This window comes from Microbacterium sp. Au-Mic1, assembly GCF_021341785.1.
Lineage (GTDB): Bacteria > Actinomycetota > Actinomycetes > Actinomycetales > Microbacteriaceae > Microbacterium.
Genome location: NZ_JAJTTF010000010.1, coordinates 130,387 through 145,788, shown reverse-complemented (window position 1 = coordinate 145,788; position 15,402 = coordinate 130,387). Strand labels below are relative to the sequence as shown.

Here is a 15,402-nt window from a genome sequence, read left to right as displayed (position 1 = left end):
TACCGCTACGACCCGGCGCACGCCTCGTCGATCGGCCTGACCGACGGCGGCGTCTACTACGTGCGCGTGATCGACGTCTACACGATCGCGCTCTACACCTCCCAGGCGGATGCGCTGCGGGCCGCCAGCGTGTTCCAGACGGGCGACGTGAGCGGCAACCTCATCGGCGGCACGCCGTTCACGGCCGGCCAGCAGGTGACCTATCGCTCGGCCCCGGCGAGCACGTTCACGCACGGGGCGGGCATCCCGGCCATCAACGGCCACCCCGCGTGCGCGTACTGCAACCACGCCGTCGATGTGACGGTCGACGGCAGCGGGCACGTCACCGGCGACAGCGGATCGGCCTACAACGTCTATCTGCCCACGGTGAACGTGGATCCGATCACGCATGCCGTCACCCTCTCCGACCACAACCTGCACGACGGCCAGGCCGTGATCTACCGGATCAGCGACGCCTCGCACAAGATCCCCGAACTCACGGTCGGCGCCACCTACTACGTGATCCGCCAGAGCGCGTACGCGATCCGGCTCGCCGCGACCTACTGCGACGCGGTCGGCCACGCCGGCGACGCCGCCTGCCCGGCCGCCTCCGTCGTCACCCCGATCCACATCTCCGCCCCGCCCGAGTCGCGGGACGCGCAGGCGTTCGCCCCCGCGGGAATCGGCCTCACCGACGGCAGCACCTACACGGTCGGCAGCCGCAACGGGTCCGGTCAGATCACCCTCACCGGGCAGTCGCTCAGCACGCCGCACGTGTTCGGCGACCAGACGCTGTTCCTGGCCGGGACCGCGCTAAGTGCGGGCACCGGAACGCAGCAGCTCGTGCTGCGGCTCACCGGTTCGCTCACCGGATCCCAGAAGCTGCTCACCGCCGACGGGTCGTCGCTGCGCGCGGCCTCGCCTCCTCCGGGCACCGGGGTCACCAACGCCTCGGCTAACGGCGGCGGCGGGGGCCTGGGTTCCTTCACCTCGCAGACCGCGCAGACCACCGTCAACCCGACCGTGCGCGCCTACGACGCGGCCGCGTCGATCACCGCGGGCGGCAACGTGGGCATCAGCGCCACGACGCACACGAACGCGACGGCGAACACGAGCAACGGATCGGGCGGACTCATCTCCGGCGCCGGCGTCTCCTCGCACGTCGACGGCACCGGCAACACCTCGGCCTTCATCGGCACCGGCCCCGACGGCATCACCGGGAACGCCGCGGGGACGCAGGTGAACGCGAGCGGAGTGGGCATCACCGCCGGCGGCATGGTGCGGGTGTTCTCCACCGCCACCTTCGTGGCGAACGCCGATGGCGACACGGAGAGCGGGGGACTGGCCGGCGGATCCATCTCGCACGCCGAGGTGCACCTCACCGACAACACCGCGTCCGTGATCGGCGCCGGGGCGCACGTCGTCGGCGGATCCGTGAACGTGCTGGCCACCACCACCGGGTCGAACATCACGAGCCACTCGAAGTCGATCTTCATCGCGTTCGCCGGGTTCGCCACCGCGAAGGCCGTCTCCGAGCTGAAGAGCCGCGACACCGCGCTCATCGACGGCCAGACCGGCACGCCCACCTGGGTCGAGGGCGACGGCGGCGTGGATCTGCGTGCCTTCCACAGCGGGAACGCGCGCTCGCACGACGACGACCCCGAATGCTGGTGCATCGGCCCGTCGTACAGCGACGGCTACGACAACCTCGAGTTCTCCGAGACGGCGGCGGCCCACGCAGGGGTCACGGTCGAGGCGGGTACGCGGATCCAGTACGGCGTGAACATGAACGATCAGAGCCTCGACCCGGCCGACCCATCGCCGTGGCACCTGGCGCACCCCGCCGGCCAGACGCACCTCGCGCTGTACGTGCAGGCGGAGACGAGACCAGGCGATCCGGTCGACAACACCGGCACCCGACATGTCGACTGGAACGCCGACGTCATCATCCATGAGGGCCCGAGCCCGCTGCTGGTCATCGGCCCGGACGGCCACGTGGTGACCGCCGTGAACATCACGGTCAACGGGGTGAGCAACCCCGCGCCGGGAACGGACTTCAGCGGCGCGCCCGTGATCGAGGTGAACGACCTCGTCGACCACGACACCGGCGACGTGCTGATGAGCTCGGGCGGCGGCACCATCCAGAACACCCTCAACGGCGGCGCGAACGTGTCGAGCCACTACTGGGGCACGTTCTACTACCGCGACAACTGGGGAGCGGTGACGATCCTCAACCACTCCACCCAGCGGCTCGTGATCGACGACATCACCGTGCTGAACGTCGGCACGCCGACGGTGACGCTCGCCGCTCCCACCGTCACCGCGATGTTCGCGATCGTGCGCCACGTCGACCCGACGCTCGTGACGATCACGAACGACGCCCCGACGTCTTCGCCCGATCTGCTCATCAACGGCACGATCCTCAATCCGATCGGCGAGACGGACGTGTCCAGTACCGGATCGATCTCCTCGTCGACGGTGCGCGGCGGATCCAGCTCCGCGTTCAGCGGCCCGCACACCGATCTGATCCGGACGAACATCTTGCACCTCGCCGCCGGCACCTCGATCGCCGCCACCGGTACGTACCTCAACATCGACCTCGTGCAGTGGGCGGGGCACGACGAGGACCTCACGGCGAACTCCGGCACGAGCCAGTACCTCGACCTGCAGACGCTGCTGCGCGACCCCGCGATCGCGAACCCGCAGACGCCCGCGTACGTCATCCCGATCGATCACCTCGTGGCAGGGGACAGCATCTTCGTCCGCCTGCAGGCCACCCAGTACCAGACCTCGGTCGGCACCGTGCCCGGAATCCAGGTGACCGCGACGCCCGGACCGAGCGGTCAGTACGTGAGCTTCTACCACCCCGACAGCGCGCACTGCTACTACTCGGACGGCTGCACGAGCCCGCACCCGACGCTCGAGCCGGGAGCCTTCGCCACCGGCGGCAGCGCGACCGCGAGCACCTACGACTTCAGCCTGCTCGACGCCGGATCCCACGGCGACAACGGCCAGATCGACGTCTTCGCCGCGAACGACTCGCCCTCGGCGACCCGGATCAACATCATCGGCCTCGTGCTCATCCAGCAGCCCGCCTCGGGAGTGACCGCGGCCACCTACGGCACGGTCAACGCCGACACGAACGGCTTCATCACGCTCACCGAGCAGTACGGCGACCTGCGTGCGGGCCTCATCCGGTCCACCGACGACGACGTCACGCTGACCGCGCCGGGATCCATCTACGACGCGCCGCAGCCGTCGCCGAACCCTCCGGCGTCCGGGCACACGCCGGCCGCGACGACGCCGCAGGTCGTGGGCGTGAACGTCACTCTGACCGCCCAGAACGGCACGATCGGCCTCGACAGCAACTTCCTCGAGATCCAGTCCTCCGTCGACAGGTTCGGCGTCCTCAACGCGCAGGCCCCGGGCGTGATCCGGGTCTCGCAGACCACGGGCGACCTGCACGTCGACACCGTCACCACCTGCTACGGCTCGAGCGCCACCACGTGCGCGAACATCTCGCTGACGAACTTCCAGGGCTCGATCACCGACGGCCACAACCTCGGAACCGGCGGTACCAGCGCGAACGTGATCGGCGACACGATCGACCTGCTCGCCCGGTACGGCAGCATCGGCGCCGCGAACGGCACGAACGACCTCAAGCTGGACTCCGCCAGAGGAAGCGGCTGCACGAGCCACGACACGCTGCTGTACCAGGGCGCGAACTATCAGAACGCCACCGATGCGCAGCGCGTCGTCACCGCCACCTGCGACGTCGCAGCCCAGGCCGACGGCAGCATCTTCCTCACCGAGGTCGCCGGCCCCATGAACGTGCTGCTCGCCCACGCGGGGGAGAACGCGGGGCACGTCGCGGGCCTGAACAGCGTGCGCCTCACCACGACCGAGACCGGCGTCGAGGGCAACGACATCCTGCTGCTGCACTCCGGGTCGACCCTCGTCGTCGAGAACGCGCCGCAGACCGTGCTGCAGGGCCTCATCGAAACCGACGGCGGCAACATCGTGCTCCGCTCGGCCGACGACATCGTCACGGATCCGAGCAGCATGATCCTCGCCTTCGCGAGCACGGTCGCCGGCGTCGTGAGCGACCCGAACCAGCAGGGCAACGCCACCGGCAACATCGAGATCTACGGCGACTGCCACAACGCCGCCTCGGGCGCGTGCTCGATGCCGGCGCTCGACACGACCGCGCCCGACCCGACGATCGGCGATGGCACGGTGATCGTGCTGCGCAGCGGCCAGGCGGCGGCGGGCGGCCTGCCGGGCGAGATCGCGAACGGCACCGGCGGCCTGACCCGGGTGTTCGGCAACTCCGAGGCCGACACGTTCATCTTCGACCGCACGATCCTGGTCGGCCAGACCCGGGCCTACGGCGACAGCACACCCACGCAGTCCGGCCTGTACGCCCCGCTCTGCAACGGCCCCCCGGACATGTGCGTCGACACGTTCGTCGTCAACCGGCTGCAGTCCATGGTCGCCCTCGGCCAGCAGGTGAGCCGCGGTGCGACCCTGACCCTCGACGGCCAGAACGGCAGCAACGTCTACTCGATCTTCACGAGCGGCAGCCAGTTCACCAGCAACAACTACGAGCTCAACGTGCTCGGCTCGCACGCCCCCTCCGACGGCACCGACACGCTCAACATCTACGGCTACGACACGTACACGGCCGGATCCCCGGACTCGACAGGCATCGATCCGTCCACCCAGCACGAGTACGCCACCAACGACATCTTCCTGTTGCGCGGCACCCCGGCAGGCATCCTCGGAGAGACCGCGGCACGGCCGGCGCTCTACCAGGGCACGGGTGCCCACCCGGTCTCCGCAGACCCGTACTCGGCCGGATCCGGTTTCGTCGCCCTGCTGCACTCGACCCTCGCGGCCACGCAGGCGAACCTCGGCGGCACCACGACCACCGGCACCACGGGCGTCTACGGCGTCGAGCGGATCAACTACGACTCCGCGATCAACGGGGGCCTGCACGTCTACGCGCTCGGCGGGAACGACTACTTCGCCGTCGACGACAACGCCGCCGCCACCTACCTCGACGGCGGATCGGGCGACAACCAGTTCCAGATCGGCCAGATGTACGGCGAGCGCCGCAGCGCCGGCGCGGTCGCCTCGCCCCCGCCGTCCTACGGAGCCTCGGGCAACCTCGCCGCCGAGAACGTCTTCGACGTCGCGACCGTCGCCACCACGCGCGGCTGGCTCTCCCGCGGCACGAGCGCGCCGCTCGTCGCTCAGGGCGGCACCGGCAACAACACGTTCACCGTCTACTCGAACCACGCGGTGCTGCACCTCGAGGGCGACGGTGGCAACAACCTCTTCATCGTCCGCGGTTTCGCGCTCGCGCAGACCGATGCGGCGGGCAACATCATCCTGCCCGGCGGCTGCACGACGATCGAGGCCCCCGCGTGCATCCCGATCCCGATCACGACCAACGGGTACTCCACCGCCGCGCAGACCGATGTGCGCACCGGCGCCGGCAACAACCAGGTCGAGTACAACATGAACGCCCCGGTGTCCGTCGACGGCGGCACGGGCTTCAACAAGCTGATCATCCTGGGCACCGAGTTCGCCGACCACATCGTGGTGACCGACCACGGGATCTTCGGGGCCGGGGTCTCGGTGACCTTCAAGAACATCCAGGTGATCGAGGTCGACGCCCTGGAGGGCGACGACGTGATCGATGTGCTCTCCACGCCTCCGGGCGTCGCGGTGCGGGTGATCGGCGGACTCGGCAGCAACCAGATCAACGTCGCGGGCGACGTCAGCGGCAACGTGTACTCGCGCGACATCAACGGCACGAGCGGCACGATCAACCTCGCCGTGATCACGCAGGACCAGCTATACCAGGATGTCGTGATCCCCGGCGTCGCACTCAGCGTCGCACAGGGCTCGCAGGGCGCCGTGATCATCACGGAGCACGCGGGCGGCACGGTCGTCAAGGAGACGCAGAACGGCCAGGCCATCAGACCGCCCATCGGCACGATCGACTCGTACAGCGTGCGGCTCGCGCAGGCGCCGACCTCGACGGTCTACATCGCGGTCACCGCGGAGCCCGACATCCGCCTCAACCGCGAGGGCACCCCGCAGGGCGACTCGATCCTGCTCGCCACGACCCCGCTCGGATCCGTCCCGAACCCCGGCACGACCACCGCCGACAGCGACTTCTACCGGCACGTGCTCATGGACGCGCTCACGACCGACCTGCCGCAGCGGGCGCTGGTGCTGGTCTTCACACCCGGCAACTGGCAGATCCCGCAGCTCGTCTGGGCGGGCGCGATGAACGACGCCCTCGACGATGGCCTGCGCACCTACGAGATCAGCCACAGCGTGCTCAGTGCGGATCCGTTCTACGCGAACGCGGCCGTGCGCAACGTCGAGGTCACGAAGATCGATCCGGGTACCCCGGCGATCCTCGTCACCAACCTCGGCAACACCAACCCGACCGGGATCTCGATCGCCTCGCGCTTCACCGACGGCGTCGGCAACGGCGGCACGACGTTCACCTCGGCCACCGCGAACTTCACCCTCAGCGACGTCGGGCAGCCGATCGCCTCGATCGACGGCAGCGCCGCGATCCCGGCGAACACCGTGATCCTCTCCGTCGTCGACGCGCACACGGTCGTCCTGTCCGCCGCGGTCGCGAACGCGAGCGGCATCCACTTCGCCCTGCCGAGCCGGCTCGCCGCCGTCCAGCAGTACCGCGACGGGGCGACCACGAACGGGTCGAACATCCTGTACTCGGCGAGCGCGGGCTTCAACGGAGGCGACGTCGGCCGCGGCATCGTCGAGGCCGACACCGGCAGCGCGATCCCCGCGGGCGCCACGATCGTCGCGGTCGCCGCGGACGGCACCTGGGCGCAGCTCTCGGTCGCCGCTGTCGCCACCGTCACCGGCCTGGTCTTCGCCATTCCGGACCGCAACGCGAGCAACCTGGTCCTCGGTGGCAGCGGCACCGCGACCTACGCGATCTCCGGATACGCCTCCGTCGTGCTCGCCGCCCAGCCGAGCGCTCCGGTGACCGTCACGATCACGGCCGCGAACGATGCCCGCGTCTCGCTGTCCAGCACCGATCCGCGGTTCCACGTGGTGACCGCGGCGTTCGGCACGACCGCAGGCGTGTACACGATCACCTTCTCGACGGGGGACTGGTCCACGCCGGTCATCGTGCGCGAGGACGCCACCGCGCACTACAGCATCGCGGATCCGCACAACTCCTACCTCACGGCGACTGTCACCAGCAGCGGGCCCGAGTACGCGGGCGTCGACAACAGCCTGACCCCGTGGGACGTGCTGGTCATGAACGACCTGACCCCGGCCGGCATCGTGCAGGCGCCCGCGGGGATGGTCGTCACCAAGTGCGGTGACGCGCTGTGCACCGTGCCAGGGCCCGGGTCGAGCATCAGCATCCGTCTCGCCGCGCCGCCCAGCACCGATGTCACGGTCGCTCTCGTGACCGACGGCCAGACCGACATCGTCGCCGATGGCGTGCGGGTCACGAACGGTGGGATCGGCGCCCAGAAGACCGTCACGTTCTTCAGCGGCAACGTCACGATCGCCGGCCTCGTCGTGACGCTCGCCGCCACCGAGCTCGGCAGCTTCCTCGCCGACGGATTCGCGCAGGGCCAGCAGATCCGGCTCTCCGGCGCCGGGGCGCCGCTGACCGCGACGATCACCGCGGTCACCGCGACCACGATGACGTTGAGCGCCACGCCGGCGGCAGGGCCGCACACCGTCACGATCGGCCGGGTGGTGAACGCCGGGCTGTTCACCGGATCCGTGGTCTACGGCTCCGCGGCCGGCACGCTCCGTCGCGCCGACGGCTCGAGCTGGCTCGACGACGGCTTCCTCGAGGGCCAGATCTTCAAGATCGGCGCCTCCGCGACGATGCTGAAGATCCAGGCGCTGACCGGCAGCACGTCCACCAGGGTCGACATCCTGACCGTGACCGACAAGGCCGCGCTCGCCGCGGTGCTGGGCGCCTCCGGCACGATGACGCTCACCCTCACCCAGTGGGCGGCGCAGGTGACGTTCACCCCGTCGAACTGGTACCAGACGGTCGCGATGGGCGTCGTCGCCGACCCGAAGTACAACGTCCCGCCGGGCAACGCGTCGCTGCTCAGCTTCCCGAAGACGCCGCACCTGCTCTCCGCGATCCGCGGCCCGCTGTCGGTCGAGGGCGGTCCCACCGCAGGCAACCACGCCGCGCTGCAGCTGCCCGTGATGCTGCCGCAGGAGGGCAACGCGCTTCCGTTCGGCATCGGGATCCAGCCGCCCGAGGCGCAGCAGGTCAACGTCCTGAACATCTTCGACGACGGCGCGCAGCAGAACCAGACGGGCGTGCTCAGCTCGACGACCCTCACCGGCTTCGGCATGGGCCCGGGGCTCGACTTCACGCACCACAAGGGCTACGCGCCCGGCAACCCGGCCAAGCCGACGTTCGGCGAGCCGCCGGTGTTCCCGAGCGGCATCAGCTTCGGTTCGGTCACGGTCGACCCCGTCACCGGGCAGATCCAGACGAACGCGAGCCTGTCCACGATCCAGTCGCTGAACATCCTCGAGGGTCAGGGCAACGACACCCTCACCGTGACCGGCACGCTCGTCGGCGGCCCGTACACCAACCCCGACGGCACTCCCGGCACGACCTTCGCGCACGGCGGCCTCACGGCCCTGCACGGCGGCGGCGCAGCAGCGCTCAGCATCACCGGGACCTTCGACATCACGGCGACCACGATCACCCGCGACGACGGCACCGCCTGGGCGGCGGACCAGTTCGCGGTCGGCCAGGAGCTGATGTGGAACGGCGTGCCGATCGGCGTCATCACGGCGATCAACGGCGCCGCCATCACCTTCGTCGGCCACGGCCCGGCGACCGGGACGGACGTGCACGGCACGGTGGCGGTCTTCGACCCCGTCGTCCGCGTCACCACGAACGTCCACTTCGTCGGCAACACCCTGATCCGCACCGACATGCGGAGCTGGGTCGAGGCGGGCTTCTCGATCGGGCAGCTCGTCACGGTGAACGGCGTCGTGGTCGGAGCGGTCGCCGGCTTCACCGGACCGACCCAGGACATCCTCGTGCTCACCGCGGTGGCCGTCCCGCCCTGCGCGAGCGGCAGCACCTGCGTGGTCACGGTCGCCCAGGGCGCGGCGAGCGACAACGCGGTCCGCTACGGCGGCAACGTCTTCACGGTCACCGGCGGCGCGGGCCCCGGCCCGGGCGCGACCCCGCCGAGCGTCACCGGCACGTTCACGACAGGGCTGTCCGGATCCTCGCCGACGCTCACCCGCGGCAGCGGATCCTGGATCGCCGACGGCTTCATGTACGGCATGGTGCTGCAGGTCGGCGGGCTCCCGGCCTGGACCATCATCGGCGTCACCGCCACGGTCCTCACGCTCAGCGGCCCCGCGTTCACGAACGCGACCGTCAGCGTCGCCGTGGTGGGCTACGCGCCTTCGCCGCTCGTCGTCTACGGTGCGACCTCGCAGGACGGCATCTGGTACTCCGGCGACCCGCACACGCAGACCAGCCGGGTGTTCGGATCCAAGCCGTTCCCGAACCAGGTCGGCGTCGGGACGCCGCAGTTCGTCTTCCCGGTCGCGAACCCGTTCCGCCACGCGGGCAACAACGTGATCGACGCGAGCGCGCTGTTCGCGGGCGTGCCCAACGGCCAGGTGCCCTCGGTCGGGCTCACCATCTACGGCGGATCCGGCGACGACACGATCTACGGCAGCCAGGCGGGCGACTTCATCGCCGGCGGGTCCGGGAACAACACGATCTACGGCGGCCGCGGTGACAACATCATCCTGGGCGCGAACGGCGTCAACACCAACGTGATCACCCGCGCCGTCTCGTTCCCCACCGTGAACAACAGCGTCTACGAGAACGCCGATCCGCTCGTCGCGGGGGACAACCTGATCTACGGCGACGTGCCCGGCGCGACCGCGACCGACCGCTACGGCGACTACGACAACATCATCTTCGGCGCGATGGGCGTCGTCGTGCAGGACACCCAGGAGGCGACGGTCGGCGTGATCACGGCCGGACCGCTGGGCGGCACCCGCACGGTCATCGGCGCGCTCACCTCGCACGCGCCGTCCGGCACCGCCCTCAACGGCGTCGCGACCGTGAGCTGCGCGGCCGCGTGCTTCCGCCTCACCGACGTGGGTCTGGCGATCGCCGACACCGCGGGCACGCTGCTGTCCGCCGGCACGATCATCACGGCGGTGAGCGCCGACCTGAAGACCGCGACGCTCTCGCGCAACGCGATCGGCAGCGTCTCGGTCGGGAGCGCCTCCTTCACCGTCGGCCCGCCGCAGGGCTACTGCCGGCCGACCGGTGCGAGCGCGCTCAACGTCTACTGCCCGGCGAGCGGCACCACGCCGTGGGGCGACGCCAGGGTGGAGAAGATCCAGACCACGCACGACATCCTCGCCGCATACTCCGATGCGACGCAGAACCACGGCGACAACCGGATCTACGCGTCCGGCGGCGACAACGTGATCGTCGGCGGCGACGGCGCGAACGACATCCAGGGCGGCCCGGGACGCAACCTCATCATCGGTGGCAGCGTCGCGCTGAACCGCGCCGCGCACCTGTTCGACTACCGCAACCCGCGCTTCCAGGACCTCGCCGGGACCCAGATCTACAGCACCACGCCCGGCTCGCTCACGCAGAGCCTCACCGACGGGCTCGCGCAGAACGACCCGACCGGACACGCGTGGTGGGGCGACTTCCTCTCCGGCACCGGCGGGATCCTGCTCTCCGTCCCGCTCGGCGACACGAACCGGCCCACGCAGCTGCAGGACTCCGCGAACAAGGGCGCCGACTACATCGCGGGCGGATCCGGATCCGCGATGATCTTCGGCGAGTCGAACGACAACATCATCCAGGCGCACGGCTCGATCGACATCACGGCGCCCGACTCGCCCACCGGCTACCCGACGGCATCGAACGGCTCGCCGTCGATCGGCAGCGTCTTCGGCGGGGCGGCCACGTGCGCCTTCCGCGGATCCTTCCTCGGCAACCGCGTCGGCGCCTGCCGTGATGCGAACAACGCGCTGCTGATCAACCCGTCCGTCGACGACGACGCGTCGCTGCAGTACCGGCTGAACGGAAGCCTCGTGTTCGGCGCTCACACGATCGCTCGCACCGACGGCCTGTGGTGGGCCGACGCGGGCATCGCGGTCGGGCAGACGCTCATCGTGAACGGCGCGATGGTCGGCGTGGTGACGGCCGTCAACCAGGGCACCCTGACCGTCACCGGCGCTCCGGCGCCCGCCTCGTGCGTGTCGCTGCCGTGCACGGTCACCGCGACGGTCGCGGCGACCGACGGACAGAGCTACGTCGAGGGCGGCCGCGGTGACAACACGATCTTCGCGAACCGCGGGCAGAACGACATCATCGGCGGCAACAGCAACCTGTTCAGCCTCACGCTGCCCAGCGAGCGCGCGAGCGGATCCAACCTGATCTTCGGCGGATCCGGCCTCGACGCCGGCCGTGAGGACTGCGGCGACGGAGCGCTAGACGCCACGAACCACTGCATCACGAACCCGAACGGGCACGCCCACGACGCCAACGTCATCCTCGCCAACAACGGCCAGATCATCCGGCTCGTCGGGGTCAACCACACGTACGGTCCCGCCGGGGCTGCAGCCGCCGGCGTCGCGATGTCGGTCGGCTACCTGAACTTCAACTACGACGTGAACGGGTACCTGACCGCGACCGAGCGCATCATCGCCCGGGCCGTGAACCTGCTCGACGCCACCCCCGGCGGCCCGGACCTCGCGAACCAGCCCGGCCCGCAGGTCACCGGAACCAAGGCGAGCAACGGCTGGGGCGACATCGGCGGCACCCCGATCACCGTCGACGGCGTGAGCCTCATGCGCGGCAGCGAGATCCACGCCGAGTCCGGCGACGCGTTCATCTACGGCGGACCCGCGAACGACGTGATCTACGGCGGCGGCCAGAACGACACGATCATCCTCGGCTACGCGGACAACTGGGTCTCCGCCGGTCGCGGCGACAGCTGCATCATCGGCGGCGGCGGACGCTGCTTCACGAGCCGCAACAGCTCGAGCTACGGCGAGCCGCTCTACGGGATCGCGCCGATCCCCGCCGCGAACCTCTCCGAGCTCATCACGACGCCCGGAAACGTGCAGCAGGCCGTGATCAACGTCGCCGGCGCCCTCACCTACACCGCGGTGCTGTGGCCGTACAACTGGGATCCGGCCGCGAACGGCAGCCCGAGCTTCTCCACGGGGTGCAAGCAGAACGCGATCTGCGACCACTACCAGCCGCGCTTCGGGCACAACATCATCTACGGCGGCTGGGGCAACGGGGTCATCCACGCCGGCCCCGGACAGTCCGCGGTCTCGGGCGCCGATGCGCCGGAGCTCGGCTACGCCGACAACTTCGACATGTCGGGCACCGCGATCAACCACACGCCGTACGAGACCGACTGGTACCACCCGTTCAACCCGGGCAACCCGGCCGGCTGGCACCCGCTCGGCGATGACGGCAACGGCAACGCGGCCCGCGCGGGCATGTCGGGCAAGTCGAGCTACTTCGATCCGACCGATCCGCGCCGCGAGGTCTGGCTGAACTCGGTGGTCTCGAACAACTTCGTCCTCGGCGCGCCGAACCCGCTGCTCTGCAAGACGATGGCGTTGAGCCCGACCTGCCTGCCGTTCTTCCTGACCTTCGATCCGACCGATGCGGGCCTGCCGCTCGACCTCACCTGGTACCCCGGCACCGGCGAACCGCAGATGCCGACCACGGGCGACAAGGCGATCTTCGGCGACCTCGGCAACGACTACATCGTCTCCGGCATGGGCCGCGTGCGGGTGTACGGCGGCTGGGGCAACGATCTCATCGACCTCCGTGCCGACACTCACGTCGACGGCGGCCTCAACGACGGTCCGGTGCCGAACCTCGTCCGCAATGCCGACGGCTCGTTCAGCCGGGCGACGGGCGGCTTCGTGTGGGGCACGCCGGCCTGGGAGTCTCTGGCCTACGGCGGCGCGGGCCAGGACATCTTCTTCGCCGGAACCGGGGGAGACCGCCTCATCGACTGGGTCGGTAACCACAACAGTTACTACGTGCCGTTCTCCCAGTTCGGCATGCCTGCCGTCAGCCGCACCCTGCAGCCGTTCCTGCCCGAGTTCCTGTACGCCCTGTCGAAGAGCGACGGCGCCGACCAGACGCTGATGACCCGGTACGCCCCGTACGACGACCGCTACCAGGGCGTGGCGTCCCGCAACGGCGAGCCGTTCGGGGAGCTGGGACTGGTGCTGCAGCACGATGCCGCCTGGCACCAGCAGACCGGCGATCCGTTCAACCAGATGCCGGAGAACCTCGGCGGCGTCGCCAACGATGTGCAGAAGACCGCGAACGTGCGTCCGTTCAACTCGTCCGGCATGGGCACGTCGTCCGGCGTCGTGAACGCGGCGGGGACGTTCGCGGGTGCGCGCCTGTCGCTCCCGTCCGGCGCCGGCGTGAATCTGCCCTCCGGCATCACCCCGGCAACGGCGGCTGCGGTGCCCTTCGTCGTGAGCGGCGCTCCGGGGGCCGGCGTGACGTACTCGTTCACCCAGGGAAGCCGCGTCGTGTCGGGGTCCGGCGTGATCTCAGCGGGGGGATCCTTCGCCGTCGTGCTCGACCTGTCGGCCTTCGCCGACGGCATCATCACGGTGCGCGCTGTGATCACGGCGGGGGCACAGCCTCCCGTGACGCTCACCGCTCCGCTCGGCAAGAGCAGCGTCGCGCCGACGGCCCCGGTGGTCGCCTCGCCGTCCTGGGCGAACCTCGCGACGAGGAGCGTCTACCTCGTCACGGTCAGGGGCCAAGCCGGTTCGATCGCGAACGTCATCATCACGGACAGTGCGGGGCGCGTCGCGAACGGGATGGACATCATCGACACGACCGGCGTCCTGGTCATCCCGGTCGACGTGTCGCAGCTGGTCGACGGCGTGCTCACGATCACGACGACCCTGACGAACGGCATCGGCGCGAGCACGGCGACCGTGACCTCGACGGTCCTCGATTCGGCGCCTCCGTCGCTCGCCGTCGGTCCTGTCGCCTCCACGATCACGTCCTCCAACGTCGGCGGGATCTCCGTGACGGTGTACGGCGAGACCGGCGCCCTGGTCCGCTACGTGTTCAGCGACGGTGCGGCCTCGGTCTCCGGATCGGCGACTTTCAACGGCAGCGGGAAGACCAACCTCTGGAGCGGATCGCTCTCCGCGCTGCGCGACGGGTCGATCACGCTCACGATCACCGAGACGGATCCGGCCGGCAACCCGACGGTCTTCACGCAGACCCTGCTGAAGAAGGTGAGTCCGCCGGCCGCGCCGAAGGTGACCCTCAACGCCCTCGATGACAGCGGCCCGTCGAACTCGGACTCCGTGACGAACGTGGCGAACCCGCGCTTCGTCGTGGTGCAGGCGGCGGACGCCGTCTCCACCGTGGTGTACGTGAACGGCGTCGCGTACACCGGGCAGACCCTCGCGACGGGAACGTACACCGTGACTGCGGTGAGCGTCGACGCCGCGGGAAACACGTCGGCCACGGCATCCGCACCGGCGACGCTGGTCGTCGACAACTCTCCCCCGTCGGGGACCGTCACGGTCGCGGGTGCCGTGGTCAACGGCACCACCTTTGTCGGTGCCGGATCGCTCTCGCTCCAGCTGTCGTTCACCGCGGCGCCGGCCGGGCTCTGGCAGGTGGCGTTCTCGGTCGACGGCGCACCGTTCAGCGCTCCGGTCGGATACGCCGCGTCGGCGACGCTCGCGGCGCTGTCCACGGAGGGCGCGCACACGGTCTCCGTCCAGGTGACGGACCGCGCGGGCAACGCGGTCACGGTGACGCGCTCGTTCGTGGTCGACCGCACACCGCCGACGAGCAGTTGGGCGATCACGGCGCCGTCGAACGGCACCGCGTACGACGTCTCGCAGCGGATCGCCCTGACCAGCAGCGCGACGGACACCGGATCCGGGGTCGCGTCGGTGCGCGTCACCATCGATGGCACGGCGTGGGGGAACGGGGTCGCGCTCATCGGCGAGAGCCTCGCGGCCGGCCCGCACACGGTGATCGTGACCGCGACGGACGCCGTCGGCAATGTCTCGACCTCGACGTTCACGATCACGGTGCGGGCGACGATCGCGGGGCTGCGGACCGCGGTCTCGTACGGGACGTCGAGCGGGTACATCACCTCGTCGTCCGTGTCGTCGAAGCTCCTCGGCGATCTCACGACGGCGCAGAACGCCCTTGCCGCGGGAAACGTGGCCGCCGCGAAGGCCGCCCTCGCGACCTTCGCCTCCGACGCCGTCAGCCGCTACGTCGCGTCCTCCTACTCCACTCTGCTGAAGAGCTGGGCGAACGACCTCGCGGCATCGCTCTGA

The 15,402-nt window shown here is 70.0% G+C and carries 1 protein-coding gene (only partly in view); it reads left to right on the top strand.

Going from position 1 to position 15,402, the window contains the following annotated elements; genetic code table 11:
* Positions 1 to 15,402, top strand: the 3' portion of a protein-coding gene (locus LXM50_RS14320; RefSeq protein WP_233312095.1) for an Ig-like domain-containing protein. It extends 13,179 nt beyond the left edge of the window; 15,402 of the gene's 28,581 nt are visible here — the last part of the coding sequence; the start codon falls outside the window, past its left edge; the stop codon is at positions 15,400 to 15,402.